Annotated in this window: 17 protein-coding genes and 1 tRNA gene; all 18 read left to right on the plus strand. The window is 56.9% G+C overall.

Going from position 1 to position 17683, the window contains the following annotated elements:
• Nucleotides 1-66: 66 nt before the first annotated feature.
• The 18 genes from pnp (at nucleotide 67) to QB898_RS02605 (ending at nucleotide 17674) form a co-directional block, all read left to right on the plus strand.
• Nucleotides 67-2205, plus strand: a complete 2139-nt coding sequence (gene pnp / locus QB898_RS02520) for a polyribonucleotide nucleotidyltransferase (protein ID WP_346429792.1) — start codon at nucleotides 67-69, stop codon at nucleotides 2203-2205.
• A 61-nt stretch (nucleotides 2206-2266) separates the two neighbouring features.
• Nucleotides 2267-3280 (plus strand): NAD(P)H-quinone oxidoreductase, encoded by a 1014-nt coding sequence (locus tag QB898_RS02525; RefSeq protein ID WP_279523658.1) that lies wholly within the window; start codon nucleotides 2267-2269, stop codon nucleotides 3278-3280.
• 4 nt (nucleotides 3281-3284) lie between these two features.
• Nucleotides 3285-4034, plus strand: coding sequence for a triose-phosphate isomerase (gene tpiA, locus QB898_RS02530; RefSeq protein ID WP_279523659.1), 750 nt, complete (start codon nucleotides 3285-3287; stop codon nucleotides 4032-4034).
• A gap of 42 nt (nucleotides 4035-4076) precedes the next feature.
• The gene (secG, locus tag QB898_RS02535) at nucleotides 4077-4529 is read left to right on the plus strand and encodes a preprotein translocase subunit SecG (RefSeq protein ID WP_279523660.1); all 453 of its coding nucleotides are present in this window, start codon (nucleotides 4077-4079) and stop codon (nucleotides 4527-4529) included.
• A 110-nt stretch (nucleotides 4530-4639) separates the two neighbouring features.
• Nucleotides 4640-4724 (plus strand) — tRNA-Leu (locus QB898_RS02540).
• Between the two features lie 60 nt (nucleotides 4725-4784).
• Complete coding sequence (locus QB898_RS02545; protein WP_102283081.1) at nucleotides 4785-5144, plus strand: NADH-quinone oxidoreductase subunit A; 360 nt, start codon at nucleotides 4785-4787, stop codon at nucleotides 5142-5144.
• Between the two features lie 33 nt (nucleotides 5145-5177).
• Complete coding sequence (locus tag QB898_RS02550) at nucleotides 5178-5657, plus strand: NuoB/complex I 20 kDa subunit family protein (RefSeq protein WP_050715749.1); 480 nt, start codon at nucleotides 5178-5180, stop codon at nucleotides 5655-5657.
• 4 nt (nucleotides 5658-5661) lie between these two features.
• Nucleotides 5662-6282 carry an NADH-quinone oxidoreductase subunit C gene (locus QB898_RS02555; RefSeq protein ID WP_279523661.1) on the plus strand — a complete coding sequence of 207 codons (621 nt, stop codon included), beginning with the start codon at nucleotides 5662-5664 and terminating at the stop codon, nucleotides 6280-6282.
• The gene (locus QB898_RS02560) at nucleotides 6283-7536 is read left to right on the plus strand and encodes an NADH-quinone oxidoreductase subunit D (RefSeq protein ID WP_279523662.1); all 1254 of its coding nucleotides are present in this window, start codon (nucleotides 6283-6285) and stop codon (nucleotides 7534-7536) included. It begins immediately after the preceding gene.
• Complete coding sequence (gene nuoE / locus QB898_RS02565) at nucleotides 7533-8063, plus strand: NADH-quinone oxidoreductase subunit NuoE (protein WP_102283078.1); 531 nt, start codon at nucleotides 7533-7535, stop codon at nucleotides 8061-8063. The genes QB898_RS02560 and nuoE overlap by 4 nt, the downstream gene beginning before the upstream one ends.
• Complete coding sequence (gene nuoF, locus QB898_RS02570) at nucleotides 8060-9415, plus strand: NADH-quinone oxidoreductase subunit NuoF (RefSeq protein ID WP_279523663.1); 1356 nt, start codon at nucleotides 8060-8062, stop codon at nucleotides 9413-9415. The genes nuoE and nuoF overlap by 4 nt, the downstream gene beginning before the upstream one ends.
• Nucleotides 9416-9429: 14 nt before the next feature.
• Nucleotides 9430-11574, plus strand: a complete 2145-nt coding sequence (gene nuoG, locus QB898_RS02575; RefSeq protein WP_279523664.1) for an NADH-quinone oxidoreductase subunit NuoG — start codon at nucleotides 9430-9432, stop codon at nucleotides 11572-11574.
• Nucleotides 11571-12659 (plus strand): NADH-quinone oxidoreductase subunit NuoH, encoded by a 1089-nt coding sequence (nuoH, locus tag QB898_RS02580; RefSeq protein WP_279523665.1) that lies wholly within the window; start codon nucleotides 11571-11573, stop codon nucleotides 12657-12659. Before nuoG ends, nuoH begins: the two co-directional genes overlap by 4 nt.
• Nucleotides 12660-12675: 16 nt before the next feature.
• Nucleotides 12676-13182, plus strand: a complete 507-nt coding sequence (gene nuoI / locus QB898_RS02585) for an NADH-quinone oxidoreductase subunit NuoI (protein ID WP_102283074.1) — start codon at nucleotides 12676-12678, stop codon at nucleotides 13180-13182.
• Nucleotides 13183-13198: 16 nt separating this feature from the next.
• The gene (locus QB898_RS02590; protein ID WP_279523666.1) at nucleotides 13199-13852 is read left to right on the plus strand and encodes an NADH-quinone oxidoreductase subunit J; all 654 of its coding nucleotides are present in this window, start codon (nucleotides 13199-13201) and stop codon (nucleotides 13850-13852) included.
• Nucleotides 13849-14151: an NADH-quinone oxidoreductase subunit NuoK gene (gene nuoK / locus QB898_RS02595; RefSeq protein WP_050715758.1), complete on the plus strand. Its 303-nt coding sequence runs from the start codon at nucleotides 13849-13851 to the stop codon at nucleotides 14149-14151. The genes QB898_RS02590 and nuoK overlap by 4 nt, the downstream gene beginning before the upstream one ends.
• A gap of 7 nt (nucleotides 14152-14158) precedes the next feature.
• Nucleotides 14159-16183: an NADH-quinone oxidoreductase subunit L gene (gene nuoL, locus QB898_RS02600; protein WP_279523667.1), complete on the plus strand. Its 2025-nt coding sequence runs from the start codon at nucleotides 14159-14161 to the stop codon at nucleotides 16181-16183.
• A gap of 15 nt (nucleotides 16184-16198) precedes the next feature.
• Entirely contained in the window at nucleotides 16199-17674 is a 1476-nt protein-coding gene (locus QB898_RS02605) for an NADH-quinone oxidoreductase subunit M (protein ID WP_279523668.1), read from the plus strand.
• Nucleotides 17675-17683: the final 9 nt, after the last annotated feature.

Consider the following 17683-nt stretch of genomic DNA (forward strand, 5'->3'; position numbering starts at 1 on the left):
TCTTGAGAAAAACCGGCTCCAGCGCCCGCAAAACAAGCGCGGGCAGCTATCAAACAAGGAGCAAACATGAGCCTTTTCAACAAAGTCACCAAAACCTTCCAGTGGGGCGACAAAACCGTGGTGATGGAAACGGGCGAAATCGCCCGCCAAGCCACAGGCGCGGTGCTGGTGAACATGGACGACACCGTGGTGCTGGCCACGGTGGCCGCCAGCAAGCAGGCCAAGCCGGGGCAGGACTTTTTCCCGCTGACGGTGGACTACATCGAGAAAACCTACGCGGCGGGCAAGATTCCCGGCAGCTTTTTCAAGCGTGAAGCCAAACCCAGCGAGCTGGAAACGCTGACCAGCCGCCTGATTGACCGGCCCATCCGCCCGCTGTTTCCGGAAGGCTTTTTCAATGAAGTGCACGTGGTGGTGCACACGCTGTCGCTGAACCCGGAGGTGGATGCGGATATTGCCGCCATGATTGCCGTGAGCGCGGCGCTGTCGGTGAGCGGCATTCCCTTCAACGGCCCCATTGGCGCGGCGCGCGTGGGCTACGTCAATGGCGAATACGTGCTCAACCCCGGCCCCACGGCGCGCAAGAACAGCCAGCTGGACCTGGTGGTGGCGGGCACGGAATCGGCCGTGCTGATGGTGGAGTCGGAAGCCGATCAGCTTTCGGAAGACGTGATGCTGGGCGCGGTGGTGTTCGGCCACGAGCAGGGCAAGATTGCCATTGAGGCCATTCACGATCTGGTGCGCGAAGCGGGCAAGCCCCTGTGGGCCGAAGACGGCACCTGGGCGCCGGAAGCCCGGGACGAAGCCTTCATGGCCAAGGTCAAGGCGCTGGCTGAAGAAAAACTGCGCGCGGCCTACCAGATTCGCAGCAAGCAGGCCCGCACGCAGGCCCTGCGCGAGGCGTATGCCGCCGTCAAGGCCGCTTTGGCCGAAGAGGGCGCGGAGTTTGACGAAGTGAAGGTGGACAACCAGCTGTTCGAGCTGGAGGCGGCCATTGTTCGCGGGCAGATTCTGGCGGGCGAGCCGCGCATTGACGGGCGCGACACGCGCACCGTGCGCCCCATTGAAATCCGCAGCAGCGTGCTGCCGCGCACGCATGGCTCGGCCCTGTTCACGCGCGGCGAAACGCAGGCGCTGGTGGTGACCACGCTGGGCACCGAGCGCGACGCGCAGCGCATTGACGCGCTGGCGGGCGAGTTTGAAGACCGCTTCATCTTCCACTACAACATGCCGCCTTTTGCCACGGGCGAGGCGGGCCGCATGGGCAGCACCAAGCGGCGCGAAATCGGCCACGGCCGCCTGGCCAAGCGCGCCCTGGCGCCGCTGCTGCCCGGCAAGGATGAGTTCCCCTACACCATCCGCGTGGTGAGCGAGATCACCGAGTCCAATGGTTCTTCATCCATGGCTTCCGTGTGCGGCGGCTGTCTGAGCCTGATGGATGCGGGCGTGCCCATGAAGGCGCATGTGGCCGGCATTGCGATGGGCCTGATCAAGCAAGGCAACCGCTTTGCCGTGCTGACCGACATTCTGGGTGACGAAGATCACCTGGGCGACATGGACTTCAAGGTGGCGGGCACGACGGGCGGCATCACGGCCTTGCAGATGGACATCAAGATTCAGGGCATCACCAAGGAAATCATGCAAGTGGCGCTGGCGCAGGCCAAGGAAGCGCGCATGCACATTCTGGGCAAGATGCAGGAAGCATTGGGCGAGGCCAAGGCCGAAATCAGCAGCTACGCGCCCAAGCTCTACACCATGAAGATCAACCCGGAAAAAATCCGCGACGTGATCGGCAAGGGCGGCGCGACCATCCGCCAGCTCACGGAAGAAACGGGCACCACCATAGACATTGCCGAAGATGGCGTGATCACCATTGCCAGCAATGACGCCGCCAAGGCTGAAGAGGCGCGCCGCCGCATTGAGGAAATCACTGCCGAGGCGGAAGTGGGGCAGGTTTATGAAGGCCCCGTGACCAAGATTCTGGACTTTGGCGCGCTGGTGAACATCCTGCCCGGCAAGGACGGCCTGCTGCACATCAGCCAGATTGCCCATGAGCGCGTGGAAAAGGTGAGCGACTACCTGCAAGAAGGCCAGGTGGTGCGCGTGAAGGTGCTGGAAACCGACGACAAGGGCCGCATCAAGCTGTCGATGAAAGCCCTGCTGGAACGCCCGGCGCGCGAAGAACGCCAGCCAGCGGCTGAATGATAGCTATCAAAAAGAGAGCACTCCAGCCTTGTTTTACTAGGACCCAAGCCGGTTTTGAATGATGAAATGCATTGAAATCAGGGAAAACGGCGGCCCTGCCGTGCTGGCGCCTGCCGAGCGGCCTGTGCCGCAGGCGGGCGTGGGCGAGGCGCTGATTCGCGTGGCAGCTTCAGGCGTGAACCGGCCTGACGTGGTTCAGCGGCAAGGGCACTATCCGCCGCCGCCCGGCGCGTCTGACCTGCCGGGGCTGGAGGTGGCGGGCGTGATTGAAGCGGGCGATGCCGCCGCGCTGGCCGAATGCGGGCTGGCAGTGGGCGACCGGGTATGCGCCCTGGTGGCGGGCGGCGGCTATGCCGAATATTGCGTGGCCCCGGTGGCGCAATGTCTGCCTATCCCCAAGGGGCTGACTGACGCGCAGGCCGCCGCACTGCCGGAAACCTTCTTCACCGTGTGGAGCAACGTGTTTGACCGTGCGCGGTTGCAGCCGGGAGAAACCCTGCTCGTGCAAGGCGGCGCCAGCGGCATCGGCGTGACGGCCATTCAGCTGGGCAAGGCGCTGGGCGCGACCGTCATCGTGACCTGCGGCTCTGACGAAAAGTGCGCGAAAGCCTGCGAGCTGGGCGCTGATCACGCCATCAATTACAAGACCGCTGACTTTGCCGAAGAAGCCAAAAAGCTCACCAATGGCAAAGGCGTGGACGTCATTCTGGACATGGTAGCGGGCGATTACGTGCAGCGCGAGGTGGAATGCATGGCCGAAGACGGCCGCCTGGCCATCATTGCGGTACAAGGCGGCGTGAAAAGCGCGTTCAACGCAGGGCGGCTGCTGGTCAAACGCCTGACCGTGACGGGCAACACGCTGCGCGCCCGCCCCGTGGCCTTTAAGGCGGCCATTGCCAGGGCGCTGCGCGAAAGGGTATGGCCGCTGCTGGAAAGCGGCGCCATCCGGCCCGTGGTTCATGCCACTTTTCCGGCGCTGCAAGGCGCGGATGGATGGCCCAGCGGCGCAGCCCGCGCCCATGCGCTGATGGAAAGCGGCGCGCACGTGGGCAAGATCATTCTGACCTGGAGCTGATGTCATGGGCCGGAAAAAACTGATTGCAGGCAACTGGAAGATGAACGGCAGTCTGGCTGCCAATGCAGCTCTGATGGGTGAGTTGCTGGCAGGCATCGGGCAACCGGCATGCGATGTGGCCGTGTGCGTGCCTGCCGTTTATTTGGCGCAGGTGCAGCTGCTTTTGGCAGGGCAGGGCGGCATTGCGCTGGGCGCGCAAGACGTGTCGCAGCACGAAAGCGGCGCCTATACGGGTGACGTATCGGCGGCCATGCTGAAAGAGCTGGGCGCGCGCTATGTCATCGTGGGCCATAGCGAGCGCCGCCAGTACCAGGGCGAAACCGACGCGCAAGTGGCAGTCAAAGCGCAACGCGCGCTGGCGGCGGGCCTTACGCCTATCGTCTGCGTGGGTGAAACCCTGCGAGAGCGCGAGCAGGGAGAGACCGAATCTGTGGTCAGCCGCCAGCTTTCGGCGGTGATTCAGCTGAACGGCGAACGTCTGGCTGATCTGGTGGTGGCTTATGAGCCTGTCTGGGCCATTGGCACAGGCAGAACTGCAACGCCTGAGCAGGCGCAGACGGTACATGCCGCATTGCGCGCCTTGTTGGCCGCCGCCGATTTGCAAGCGGCGGGTGTGCGCATCCTCTATGGCGGCAGCATGAATGCAGGCAATGCAGCTGAGCTGCTGGCCCAGCCTGACATTGACGGCGGATTGATTGGCGGCGCGAGCCTCAAGGCGCGGGACTTTCTGAAAATCATTGAGACGGCCAGCTAATCGAGCGCTTGGCCACATCAAAAAATACATTGGAGTGAACGAATGAGCTTTGTCATGAACCTCGTGCTGGTGGCACAAATCCTGTCTGCCTTGGGCATGGTGGGCCTCATCCTGGTGCAGCACGGCAAGGGCGCTGACATGGGGGCCGCCTTTGGCAGCGGCAGTTCCGGCAGCCTGTTTGGCGCTAGCGGTAGCGCCAACTTTCTCTCGCGCAGCACGGCCGTGCTGGCAACGGTTTTTCTGGCCAGCACGCTGCTGTTGTCTTACTACGGTTTCAGCCCGCGCGTTGAAGCATCTGGCGGCAGCGTGCTGGAGGGCGTAAAGGCCCCTGAGACCGTTCAACCGGACGCAGCGGCAGCTATCCCCGCCGGGGCGGCTGCGTCGCATGCAACGCCTCAGAACGAGGGCAAACCGGCTGATGCCAATCAGGGAGAAGCCAAGCCGGAGGCGGGCAAGAAGACAGGCGATGCCGCCGAGCAGGCGCCCAAAAATTAAAAACCTTGCTCTGCCGTAAGGCGATTTTTTCCAGATAGAATTCCCGTCTTGCTTCACGGACTGAACAAAGGTCACAAAAAAACGCAGCAAGTGAAAGCAAGCAACAATCAGCCGTCGTGGTGAAATTGGTAGACACGCTATCTTGAGGGGGTAGTGGCGAAAGCTGTGCGAGTTCGAGTCTCGCCGACGGCACCAAACAAAAAAACACCGGGAGCGAGTTCCCAGCGCATCCCGGTTCCTGACGATGAATGCGCAATGAGTCTGGCTCAGTATTTTCCTGTTCTGGTCTTTATTCTGATCGGTTTGCTCGTTGGCGCGCTGTGTCTGGGGATGGGAGCTTTTTTTGGCCCCAATCGCCCTGACGCTGCCAAGAACTCTCCTTACGAGTGCGGCTTTGATGCCTTTGAGGATGCGCGCATGAAATTTGATGTGCGTTATTACCTCGTAGCCATCCTGTTCATTCTGTTCGACCTGGAAATCGCCTTTCTCTTTCCGTGGGCGGTAGCCCTGCGCGATGTGGGCTTGCCAGGATTCATTGCTGTTCTTGTCTTCCTGGCGATTCTGGTTGTCGGATTCGTTTATGAATGGAAGAAAGGCGCCCTGGATTGGGAGTGATGGCAATGTCGGCAGTCTGGCAAGGATGGCAGCATGATTGAAGGGATGATGGAGAAAAACTTCATCACCACGAATTTTGACGCGGTGATGAATTGGGCCAAAACGGGTTCGCTTTGGCCTATGACTTTTGGTCTGGCCTGTTGCGCGGTGGAAATGATGCATGCCGCCACGGCGCGCTATGACATAGCGCGTTTTGGCGCAGAAGTATTTCGTGCGTCGCCGCGTCAGTCGGATCTGATGATTGTCGCGGGCACGCTCTGCAACAAAATGGCGCCAGCCTTGCGCAAGGTATATGACCAAATGGCCGAGCCGCGCTGGGTGCTTTCCATGGGTTCATGCGCTAATGGCGGAGGCTATTACCACTACAGCTATTCAGTGGTGCGTGGCTGCGACCGCATCGTTCCAGTGGATGTGTATGTGCCCGGATGTCCGCCGACGGCCGAGGCATTGATATACGGAATCATCCAATTGCAGCAAAAGGTGCGGCGCACCAACACGATTGCGAGGGCGTGATTTCATGCTGACAGAAACAGTGAATTACGCCATTGCGCCTGGCGTCTTGCGGGACAAGATAGCTCTTGCTCTGGATGGGTTGGCGAGCAGTGTGGAGGTGGCGCTTGGCGAAGTGACGGCGCTTGTGCCCGCTTCATCCTATTTACAGGCTGCCCAGATTTTGCGGGATGTGCCTGATTGCCGCTTTGAACAGATGATTGATTTGTGCGGCATGGATATGTCTGCTTACGGAGATGGGCGCTGGGAAGGAGCGCGCTTCGCCGTGATACTGCACTTGCTATCTGTAAGCCACAACCAGCGTGTGCGCTTGCGCGTGTTTTGCGAGGACGATGACTTTCCGGTGCTGCCTACGGTCACGGGCATCTGGAGCTCGGCCAATTGGTATGAGCGGGAAGCGTTCGATCTATATGGAATCATGTTCGACGGGCACGGCGATCTGCGCCGCATCTTGACGGATTATGGTTTCGTTGGGCATCCATTCCGCAAAGATTTCCCTTTGACGGGGCATGTGGAAATGCGTTACGACGCCGATCGTCAGCGCGTAGTTTATGAGCCGGTTTCAATTGAGCTGCGTGAAATTACGCCTCGAGTCATCCGTGAAGAGTCATACGGAGGCATGCGATAAATGGCGGAAATCAAGAATTACACGCTGAATTTCGGCCCCCAGCACCCGGCGGCGCACGGGGTGTTGCGATTGGTGCTAGAGCTGGACGGCGAAGTGGTGGAACGCGCCGATCCGCATATTGGCCTGCTGCATCGCGCAACGGAGAAACTGGCTGAACACAAAACTTTCATTCAGGCATTGCCATACATGGATCGGCTCGATTATGTGTCCATGATGTGCAATGAGCATGCCTATTGTCTGGCAGTTGAAAAACTGTTGGGTATTGAGGTGCCCATTCGTGCGCGATATATTCGCGTAATGTTTGCCGAGATTACGCGAATCCTGAATCATTTGATGTGGCTCGGCTCGCATGGCAACGACTGTGGCTCTTCAACGATCCTGATTTACGCCTTCCGCGAGCGCGAAGATCTGTTTGATATGTATGAGGCCGTTTCGGGTGCGCGCATGCACGCGGCTTATTTCCGGCCAGGCGGCGTGTACCGTGACTTGCCGGATTCCATGCCGCAATACAAGGCGAGCAAAGTGCGTAACGCCAAGTCGCTGGAGGCGCTCAACGCCAATCGCCAAGGATCGCTGCTCGACTTTATAGAAGATTTCACCAAGCGTTTTCCTGTTTATGTGGATGAATATGAAACGCTGCTGACGGATAACCGGATATGGAAACAACGGACGGTCGGCATTGGAGTCGTTGATGCAGACCGCGCCTTGAATATGGGGCTGACGGGGCCTATGCTGCGCGGTTCTGGCGTTGCGTGGGATTTGCGCAAGAGGCAGCCATATGATGTTTATGACAAGGTAGATTTTGATGTTCCTGTTGGAAAAACGGGCGACAGTTACGACCGTTACCTTGTTCGCGTGCAGGAAATGCGCGAGTCCAACAGGATTATCAGGCAATGCGTGGATTGGCTGCGCGCCAATCCAGGTCCGGTTATTGTGCAGAACTACAAGGTGGCCCCGCCTCCGCGTGAGCGCATGAAGTTCGGCATGGAAGATCTGATTCACCATTTCAAGTTGTTTACCGAGGGCATGCATGTGCCCGAAGGTGAAGCTTATGCTGCGGTGGAGCACCCAAAAGGGGAATTTGGCATCTACATGGTGAGCGATGGCGCCAATAAGCCCTATCGCATGAAGATTCGCGCGCCGGGGTTTGCGCACCTGTCGGCCTTTAACGAACTGGTTAAAGGCCATATGCTGGCTGACGCAGTGGCGATTATTGGCACGCTGGATATCGTGTTTGGGGAGATCGACCGATGAATACACGTGTCGCATCCATTACCGCAACGCCTCTATCAGAGGCGACTCGCATGCGGTTTGATCGTGAAGTTGCGAAATATCCAGCGGGTCAGAAACAGTCTGCCGTCATGGCCTGTCTTTCCATCATCCAGCAGGAGCAGGGATGGGTCAGTCCCGAGAGCGAAAAGGCGATCGCCGAATATCTGGAAATGCCGCCGATGGCAGTGCATGAAGTGACGACTTTCTACAATATGTACAACCAACATGCTGTTGGAAAGTACAAATTGAATGTCTGCACGAATTTGCCTTGCGTATTGCGCAATGGCGCGAAGGCGTTGGCGCATTTGGAACGGAAACTCGGCATTTCGGCTGGAGAAACCACGCCTGACGGCTTGTTTACCCTTCAGCAATGCGAATGCCTGGGGGCTTGTGCTGACGCGCCTGTTATGCTGGTTAATGACCGCACCATGTGCAGCTTCATGGAAAGCGATAGACTGGATCAGCTTGTTGATGGTCTGCGCGCGGCTGAAAATGGAGACGCCGCATGAAAGATGTCGCTCAGTTTCTCTCTCAGTTTCAGTCTTCGGGAGAAAAAACCTGTTTTCATGGCCGTCATATCAATCCCCAGATTTATGCGGGGTTGAATGGCAACAATTGGAGTCTCAAGGATTACGAGGCGCGTGGAGGGTATCAGGCCCTGCGCAAAGTTCTTGGCAAAGATGGCGGTGAAGGTCTGACGCAGGATCAGATCATTGCCATCATCAAAGAGTCAGGCTTGCGTGGCCGTGGCGGCGCGGGTTTCCCGACTGGCCTCAAATGGAGCTTCATGCCACGACAGTTTCCGGGCGACAAGTTTCTGGTTTGCAACTCTGACGAAGGCGAGCCTGGAACCTGCAAGGATCGTGAAATTCTGATGCATAACCCTCATATTGTTATTGAAGGGATGGCTATCGGAGCTTTCGCAATTGGCGCGTCCCGTGGATACAATTATATTCACGGAGAAATCTTCCAGGTTTATGAAAGATTCCAGGCGGCCTTGCAAGAGGCGCGCGAGGCTGGCTATATTGGCCAAAATATTATGGGCAGCAACTTCAGCTTTGAGCTGAATGCGCATCATGGTTTCGGTGCTTATATTTGCGGAGAAGAAACGGCGCTGCTTGAATCCATAGAAGGAAAGAAAGGGCAGCCTCGCTTCAAGCCGCCATTTCCAGCGAGCTTCGGCCTGTATGGCAGGCCAACCATCATCAATAACACGGAAACATTTTCTGCTGTTCCCTGGATCATCCGTAATGGTGGGCAGGCTTATCTTGAATGCGGGAAGCCCAATAATGGAGGCACCAAGATCTTTTCCGTAAGTGGTGATGTGGAGCGCCCCGGAAATTATGAAATTCCACTCGGAACGCCTTTTTCTGTCTTGCTGGAGTTGGCAGGCGGTGTTCGCAGTGGACGGCAGCTTAAGGCGGTCATTCCCGGCGGCTCTTCATCGCCTGTCCTGCCTGCTTCCATCATTATGGATTGCACAATGGATTATGACTCCATTGCAAAAGCAGGCTCCATGTTGGGTTCTGGCGCAGTTATCGTGATGGACGATACGCGTTGCATGGTTAAATCTCTTCAGCGTTTGTCTTATTTTTATATGCATGAATCTTGCGGCCAGTGCACGCCTTGCCGTGAAGGGACGGGCTGGCTATGGCGAGTGGTTGATCGCATTGAAAATGGCAAAGGCCGTCCAGCGGATATGGATCTGCTCGACTCGGTTGCAGGAAATATCATGGGGCGCACGATTTGTGCTTTGGGCGATGCAGCCGCCATGCCTGTGCGAGCCATGCTGAAGCATTTCCGTCCTGAATTTGAATACCACGTTGAACACAAGACCTGCACGGTCTCGTCCTATGTCTGAAAGGCGCGAACGTCATGGTTGAAATTGAAATTGATGGCAAGAAAGTCGAAATAGCTGAGGGAAGCATGGTGATTCATGCTGCAGACAAAGCTGGCATGTATATTCCCCACTTTTGCTATCACAAAAAACTATCCATCGTAGCCAGTTGCCGCATGTGTCTGGTGGACGTGGAAAAAGCGCCTAAACCGGTGCCTGCTTGCGCAACACCCGTCACGCAAGGCATGGTGGTGCGCACTCACAGTGCCAAAGCTATCTCAGCGCAAAAATCGGTAATGGAGTTCCTCCTGATCAATCATCCGCTGGATTGTCCGGTTTGCGATCAGGGCGGAGAATGCCAGTTGCAGGATCTGGCTGTGGGTTATGGCATGTCTGGCACGCGTTATGAAGAAGAAAAGCGCGTAGTCAAGCCCAAGGACGTGGGACCGCTGATATCCATGCAGGAAATGACGCGCTGTATTCATTGCACGCGTTGTGTGCGTTTTGGGCAGGAAATTGGCGGCTCAATGGAATTCGGCATGGCGAATCGTGGCGAATTTTCTGCAATTGAAACATTCATTGGCCGTAGCGTGGATTCTGAACTATCGGGCAACATGATTGATGTTTGTCCAGTCGGCGCACTGACCAGCAAGCCCTTCCGTTTCAGTGCCCGCACGTGGGAATTGTCTCGGCGAAAAAGCGTCAGTCCGCATGATTCCACTGGCGCGAACCTGATTGTGCAGGTCAAGAACAACAAGGTCATGCGCGTTGTTCCATTTGAAAATGAAGCTGTCAATGAATGTTGGATTGCGGATCGTGACCGCTTTTCTTATGAGGCGTTGAATGGTGAGGATCGCCTGACCAAGCCAATGCTCAAGCAGGGCGGGCAATGGCAGGAAGTGGATTGGCAAACCGCTCTTGAGTATGTGGCCAATGGCCTGAATGACATCAAGGCGGAATTTGGAGCGGACAAAATTGGCGCTTTGGTGAGTCCGCACAGCACACTGGAGGAGTTGTATCTCGCAGCTCAATTGGTGCGGGGCTTGGGTAGTGAAAATATCGACTATCGCCTTCGCCATACTGAATTTGACCAGCCTGAGGGCATTCGGTGGCTTGGCACGACAGTTGAGTCTCTCTCCAGTTTGCAGGGGGCGCTGATTGTGGGGTCAAACCTGCGCAAGGACCATCCCTTGTTTGCACAGCGAATTCGCCAATCAGTGCGGCATGGCGCAGTCGTTTCGGCGATTACATCGCGCAATTTGCTGCGTGATGCGGATGCTTGGGCCATGCCCGTCCAAAATCAGTTTCTGCTTGATCCAGCCGATTGGTGCCAGGCGCTGGCTGCGGTTGCACAGGCCGTGGCGGCTGAAAAAGATGTGCCCGCTCCGGTTGAAGTGTTTGCTGATATTCCGGATTTGGCGATGTCCATTGCCAAGGCTTTGCTTGCGGGCGGCACTCAGGCGATTTTGCTGGGCAATGCGGCGGCGCATCATCCACAGGCCAGCAGCCTGTTGGCTTTGTGCCAGTGGCTGGGCTGCCAGACGGGAGCCAGCGTTGGTTATTTGACGGAAGCTGCCAATACGGTTGGCGCACAGTGGGTGAAGGCATTGCCGGGCCACAATGGGCTGAATGCTGGACAAATGCTCGCAGGCGGCCTCAGGGCGTTGCTGCTGCTCAATACTGAGCCTGCGATGGATGCAACTGCTCCGGTTGAAATGGAAGGCAACGGCATGGTGGTTACGTTCAGCCCATTCAAAGCCAACATGGATGTCAGCGATGTGCTGCTGCCCATTGCGCCTTTTTCCGAAACATCGGGAACGTTTGTGAACGCTGAGGGCCGCGTGCAGAGTTTTCATGCCGTGGTCAAGCCGTTGGGCGACACGCGACCGGCATGGAAGGTGTTGCGCGTGCTTGGCGATATGTTGGGATTGGCACAGCCTGTTTTCAATTCCTCGCAAGAAGTATTGGCGCACGCGTTGGGTGGTTCAGGTATTTCCATGCTGCCCGCCAGCTCGTTGAGCAACGCAACGCAAGCGTCCATCACAGTGGAAAAAGCTGTCAATGTGCCCCGTGATTGGGGAATCTACGAGCTGGATGGCATTGTGCGGCGCGCGCCTGCGCTTCAGCAGACAACGGATGCGCGCGAATACAGATCGCAGGGTGAGCAAGGAGTGGCGGCATGATTGATGCGCTGCACGATTTTGGATTGCACCTGTTTGCAGGCCAATGGTGGGTGCATGCCGCATGGCCCATTGTTTGGACCCTGCTGAAAATCATCGCAATCATTGCTCCATTGATGATTGCCGTGGCCTACACCACCCTGTGGGAGCGCAAGTTGCTGGGCTGGATGCAAGCGCGGCACGGGCCCAATCGCGTGGGGCCCTGGGGTCTGCTGCAACCGGCTGCTGATGGCATCAAGTTGCTGACCAAGGAGATTATTCAGCCAATGGCTTCCGCCAAGGGGTTGTTCATCATGGGGCCGCTGATGGCCATCATGCCCGCTCTTGCAGCCTGGTCAGCCATTCCATTCGCGCCTCATGTGGCGTTGGCCGATGTGAATGCGGGGCTGCTGCTGGTCATGGCCATCACTTCGATTGAGATTTATGGCGTGATTATCGCGGGGTGGTCTTCCAACTCGAAATACGCTTTTTTGGGCGCTTTGCGTGCTTCGGCCCAGATGATCAGCTATGAGATCGCCATGGGCTTTTGCTTTCTAGCCGTGCTCATGGTGTCTGGCAGCATGAATTTGACCGATATTGTCATGAAGCAGGCGGAAGGCGTGGCCTTTGGCGGCGTTTTTGCCGGCACTTTCCTGTCATGGAACTGGCTCCCGCTTATTCCGATGTTCGTGGTGTATCTGATTTCCATGGTAGCTGAAACCAATCGGCACCCATTCGATGTGGTGGAAGGCGAAGCCGAGATTGTCGCAGGCCATATGGTCGAATATTCGGGCATGGGTTTCGCGGTATTTTTCCTGGGCGAATATGCTGCCATGTGGCTGGTTTCCATCTTGGCAGTCATCATGTTTTTGGGCGGATGGCTGCCGCCGGCTGATTTCGCACCGTTCACATGGATTCCTGGGTGGATTTGGCTGGGCGTCAAGACAGCCATCGTGCTGACCATGTTCATTTGGATTCGTGCCACTTTCCCTCGATTCCGTTATGACCAGATCATGCGCTTGGGATGGAAGGTGTTTATTCCCGTCACACTCGTTTGGTTATTGGTCATTGGCGTCTGGATGCATACGCCGCTGAATCTCTGGCTCTGAACACCGGAGCGCGAATATGAATCCTGTTGCAACTCCTTTTTCGATCAAGGACTTTTTCAAGAGCTTCATGCTCCTGGAATTGTTCAAAGGCATGGCTTTGACGGGGCGTTACGCTTTCCGCCGCAAAGTCACGGTGATGTTTCCAGAAGAAAAAACACCGCTGTCACCGCGTTTTCGCGGCCTGCATGCCTTGCGCCGTTACGAAAACGGCGAGGAACGCTGCATTGCCTGCAAATTGTGCGAGGCCATCTGTCCGGCGATGGCCATCACTATCGAGTCCACTCAGCGGGAAGATGGCACGCGCCGCACCACGCGCTATGACATTGATCTGACCAAATGCATCTTCTGCGGTTTCTGCGAGGAAAGCTGCCCAACCGATTCCATTGTCGAAACCCAGATTTTTGAATACCACGGCGAAAAGCGCGGCGATCTTTATTTCACCAAGGAAATGCTGCTGGCCGTGGGTGACCGGTACGAAAAAGACATCGCCGCCGCGAAGGCCGCTGATGCCAAATATCGCTGATTCACAGGCACGATTCATGGACATCCAGGCTGGTTTTTTCTATCTGTTCTCTGCCGTGCTGCTGTTTTCAGCATTCAGGGTGGTGACGGCACGCAACCCCGTGCATGCCGTGCTTTTTCTGATGCTGGCGTTTTCGCAAGCTGCGGGAATCTGGCTGCTGCTGAAAGCCGAATTTCTTGCCATCACGCTGGTGCTGGTTTATCTGGGCGCGGTGATGGTGCTGTTCCTTTTTGTCGTGATGATGCTGGACATCAATATTGACAGTGTGCGACAAGGTTTTTGGAAGCATTTTCCGCTGGCGTTGGGCGTAGGTGCCGTGATTACGCTTGAAATGGCGGCTGTACTTAAAGGCGGCTTCAGCGCGGCGCAAGCGCCTGAAATGCAGGCTGTGCTGGCTGCCGTGAACGTAGGCAATACCAAGATGCTGGGCGGACTGCTATACACGCAATACCTGTACCCGGTGCAGATTGCCGCAGTCATTTTGTTGGTGGCCATGATCGCTGCCATTGCGCTCACGCTGCGCGAACGCAAGACTACCAAGAAAATTGATCCTTCCATTCAGGTGCGTGCCAAAGCGGCAGACCGTTTGGTCGTCGTTTCCATGCAGGCGACGCAGGCGGCCCCGGCAGTGGAGGAGGCGGCTGCTCCAGCCGAGGAGACGAAACGATGACACTGGCGCATTGCCTGACATTGGGCGCAATTCTGTTTGCGATAGCCATCGTCGGCATTTTTCTCAACCGCAAGAATCTGATTGTGCTGCTCATGGCCATCGAGCTGATGCTGCTGGCTGTCAATCTGAATTTCGTGGCTTTTTCGCATTATCTGGGTGATATGCACGGGCAGGTGTTTGTTTTTTTCATCCTCACGGTGGCCGCTGCTGAATCGGCCATTGGCCTGGCTATTTTGATGCTGCTGTTCCGCAATCGATCCAGCATTAATGTAGATGAACTCAATGAATTGAAAGGGTAAACGCATCATGAGTCAGACCCTTTCCACTGCGGCTCTGCTGGCCGTTCCGCTTGCGCCTTTGGCTGGGTGCCTGGCTGCCGGTATTTTGGGCACAACCTTCGGCGGCAACGTCATTGGCCGCCGCGCTTCGCATACAGCCACCATTCTGGGTGTTTTCATTGCCTTCCTTATTTCCGCCTGTACGCTCAAAAGCGTGGCGCTGGATGGCGCGCGATTCAACCAGACCATTTATGAGTGGATGGTTGTGGGCGGCCTGAAAATGGAAGTGGGCTTCATGGTCGATGGTCTCACGGCCATGATGATGTGCGTTGTCACCTTTGTATCGCTCATGGTGCACGTATATACCATTGGCTATATGGATGAAGATGCAGGCTACAACCGCTTTTTCTCTTATATCTCGCTATTCACTTTTTCCATGTTGATGCTGGTGATGAGCAACAACATGCTCCAGCTGTTTTTCGGCTGGGAAGCTGTGGGGCTGGTGTCTTATTTGCTGATCGGTTTCTGGTTCAACAAGCCAACAGCCATTTTCGCCAACATGAAGGCGTTTTTGGTAAACCGCGTGGGCGATTTCGGCTTTATTCTGGGAATCGGCCTGATTGCAGCTTATACCAATACCCTCAACTACACCGAAATATTCACCCATGCCCGCGAGCTGGCGGCCCAGACGATGCCGGGCACGGACTGGATGCTGGTGACGGTTATCTGCATTTGCCTGTTTATTGGCGCAATGGGCAAGAGCGCGCAGTTTCCACTGCACGTGTGGCTGCCGGATTCCATGGAAGGCCCCACGCCTATTTCCGCGCTGATTCACGCGGCCACCATGGTGACGGCAGGCATTTTCATGGTGACGCGCATGTCGCCGCTGTATGAGCTGTCGGATGCCGCCTTGAGTTTCATTATGGTTATCGGCGGCATTACGGCGTTGTTCATGGGCTTTCTGGGCATTATTCAGAATGACATCAAACGCGTGGTGGCGTATTCCACGTTGTCGCAGCTGGGCTATATGACAGTCGCGTTGGGCGCTTCGGCTTATTCCGTGGCCGTGTTTCACCTGATGACGCATGCGTTTTTCAAGGCGCTGCTGTTCCTGGCAGCTGGTTCGGTCATTATGGGTATGCACCATAACCAGGATATGCGCTGGATGGGCGGCGTGCGCAAATACATGCCTGTTACGCACTGGACTCTGCTGATTGGCACGCTGGCTCTGGTTGGCACACCCTTTTTCTCGGGCTTTTATTCCAAGGACGCCATTATTGAAGCAGTAGGCGCCAGCCATGTCTGGGGGGCAGGCTTTGGCTATTTCGCCGTGCTGGCGGGCGTGTTTGTCACTTCTTTCTATTCATTCCGTCTTTATTTCCTCGTCTTCTGGGGCAAGGAGCGGTATGACCAGAACCCGGAAATCCACCACCATGATGATCATCATGGCCACGGTCATGATGCCCAACCGCACGAGTCGCCCTGGGTCGTCTGGGTGCCGCTGGTCATGCTGGCCATACCTTCCATTTTCATCGGCTTTTTCACGCTCATGCCGCTGCTGTTTGGCCCGTATTTCAGCGATGTCATTTTTGTCGATGTCATGCGCCACGGCGCGATGGCCGAGCTGTCCGAACATATTCATGGCGCTGTCAGCATGGCTTTGCATGGCTTTGTTTCCTGGCCGTTCTGGCTGGCCGTGGCGGGTGCGGCATCAGCTTGGTACATGTACATGGTCAATCCGGCGCTGCCGGTGGCGCTCAAGCGGTTCTTCATGAGCGCGGGCATTTACCAGTTTCTGGAAAACAAATATTTCATGGACTGGATTTACGAAAACATCTTTGCCCGTGGCGGCCGCGTGATTGGCACGGGGCTATGGCTGGGGGGCGACCGCGCGCTGATTGATGGCGCGGTGGTCAATGGCTCCTGGAAGCTGGTCGGCCGGATTTCGGCCCTGGTGCGCCGTGTGCAGACGGGCTATCTCTACCACTACGCCCTCTGGATGATTCTGGGTGTTTTCGTGTTCATGACGTTCTTTGTCTGGCTCAACAAGTAAAAGGAAGCGTTGGAAATGAGTTGGTTGAGCCTTGCCATCTGGACGCCCATCGTCTTTGGCCTTGTCATCCTGCCGCTGGGGCGCGATAGCCAAGCTTCGCTGGCGCGCTGGCTCGCGCTGGCCGGGTCTGTCTTGGGCTTTCTGGTTACGCTGCCGCTGTACACCGGCTTTCAGGCTGGCACGGCGCAAATGCAGTTTGTCGAAAAAGCGTCGTGGATTGAGCGTTTCAACATTTATTACCACCTCGGCGTGGATGGCATCTCGCTGTGGTTCGTGCTGCTGACAGCGTTCATCACCATCATCGTCGTCATTGCCGGCTGGGAAGTCATCCAGAAGAAGGTCAATCAGTACATGGCGGCCTTTCTCATCCTGTCCGGGCTGATGATTGGCGTGTTCGCCGCGCTGGACGGGCTGCTGTTTTACGTGTTCTTTGAAGCCACGCTGATTCCGATGTATCTCATCATCGGCGTCTGGGGCGGACCCAACCGGATTTATGCCGCCTTCAAGTTCTTCCTCTACACCCTGATGGGGTCGCTGCTCACGCTGGTGGCCTTCGTCTATCTGTATTGGCGTTCGGGCGGCAGTTTTGATATTCAAACCTGGCACCAGCTGCCCCTGCCCCTGCCGGTGCAGACGCTGCTGTTCTTCGCCATGTTCGCCGCCTTCGCCGTCAAGGTGCCCATGTGGCCCGTGCATACCTGGCTGCCGGATGTGCACGTGGAAGCGCCCACGGGCGGCTCCGCCGTGCTGGCGGCCATCATGCTCAAGCTGGGCGCGTATGGCTTTTTGCGCTTTTCCATGCCCATCGCGCCTGATGCCGCGCATGAATGGGCCTGGCTGATGATCACCTTCTCCCTTGTGGCTGTGATTTACGTGGGCCTGGTGGCGCTGGTGCAGCAGGACATGAAAAAGCTCGTGGCTTATTCCTCTGTGGCGCACATGGGTTTCGTCACCCTGGGTTTTTTCCTGTTCAACGACCTCGGCGTGGCGGGCGGCCTGGTGCAAATGGTTTCGCACGGGTTCGTTTCCGCCGCCATGTTCCTGGGCATTGGCGTGCTGTATGACCGCGTGCACTCGCGCGAAATCGCGGCCTATGGCGGTGTTGTCAATACCATGCCGCGCTTTGCCGCCTTCGCCCTGCTGTTTTCCATGGCCAACTGCGGTTTGCCGGGCACGGCGGGCTTCGTGGGCGAATGGATGGTGATTCTGGGCGCTGTGCAATTCAACTTCTGGATTGGCCTGGGCGCTGCCACGGCGCTGATTCTGGGCGCCTCCTACACCCTGTGGATGTACAAGCGCGTCTATCTGGGCGCCACCGGCAACGACCACGTGCGCCAGCTCAAGGACATCAATGCCCGCGAATGCCTGATGCTGGCCCTGCTGGCGGCCGCCATACTGGGCATGGGTCTGTATCCCAAGCCGTTCACTGACGTCATGGACGCTTCTGTAACCCACTTTTTGCAACACGTTGCCACATCCAAGCTGAATTGAGGAGCTGCA

This window comes from Ottowia cancrivicina, from assembly GCF_029813755.1.
Taxonomy (GTDB): Bacteria; Pseudomonadota; Gammaproteobacteria; order Burkholderiales; family Burkholderiaceae_C; genus Ottowia; species Ottowia massiliensis.

Coding starts and splice junctions, on each gene's coding strand:
- QB898_RS02560 (WP_279523662.1), top strand. CDS start 6,283: ATGGCGGAAATCAAGAATTACACGCTGAATTTCGGCCCCCAGCACCCG.
- nuoK (WP_050715758.1), top strand. CDS start 13,849: ATGACACTGGCGCATTGCCTGACATTGGGCGCAATTCTGTTTGCGATA.
- secG (WP_279523660.1), top strand. CDS start 4,077: ATGAGCTTTGTCATGAACCTCGTGCTGGTGGCACAAATCCTGTCTGCC.
- QB898_RS02525 (WP_279523658.1), top strand. CDS start 2,267: ATGAAATGCATTGAAATCAGGGAAAACGGCGGCCCTGCCGTGCTGGCG.
- pnp (WP_346429792.1), top strand. CDS start 67: ATGAGCCTTTTCAACAAAGTCACCAAAACCTTCCAGTGGGGCGACAAA.
- nuoF (WP_279523663.1), top strand. CDS start 8,060: ATGAAAGATGTCGCTCAGTTTCTCTCTCAGTTTCAGTCTTCGGGAGAA.
- QB898_RS02555 (WP_279523661.1), top strand. CDS start 5,662: ATGCTGACAGAAACAGTGAATTACGCCATTGCGCCTGGCGTCTTGCGG.
- nuoH (WP_279523665.1), top strand. CDS start 11,571: ATGATTGATGCGCTGCACGATTTTGGATTGCACCTGTTTGCAGGCCAA.
- QB898_RS02590 (WP_279523666.1), top strand. CDS start 13,199: ATGGACATCCAGGCTGGTTTTTTCTATCTGTTCTCTGCCGTGCTGCTG.
- QB898_RS02545 (WP_102283081.1), top strand. CDS start 4,785: ATGAGTCTGGCTCAGTATTTTCCTGTTCTGGTCTTTATTCTGATCGGT.
- QB898_RS02605 (WP_279523668.1), top strand. CDS start 16,199: ATGAGTTGGTTGAGCCTTGCCATCTGGACGCCCATCGTCTTTGGCCTT.
- nuoL (WP_279523667.1), top strand. CDS start 14,159: ATGAGTCAGACCCTTTCCACTGCGGCTCTGCTGGCCGTTCCGCTTGCG.
- nuoE (WP_102283078.1), top strand. CDS start 7,533: ATGAATACACGTGTCGCATCCATTACCGCAACGCCTCTATCAGAGGCG.
- tpiA (WP_279523659.1), top strand. CDS start 3,285: ATGGGCCGGAAAAAACTGATTGCAGGCAACTGGAAGATGAACGGCAGT.
- nuoG (WP_279523664.1), top strand. CDS start 9,430: ATGGTTGAAATTGAAATTGATGGCAAGAAAGTCGAAATAGCTGAGGGA.
- QB898_RS02550 (WP_050715749.1), top strand. CDS start 5,178: ATGATTGAAGGGATGATGGAGAAAAACTTCATCACCACGAATTTTGAC.
- nuoI (WP_102283074.1), top strand. CDS start 12,676: ATGAATCCTGTTGCAACTCCTTTTTCGATCAAGGACTTTTTCAAGAGC.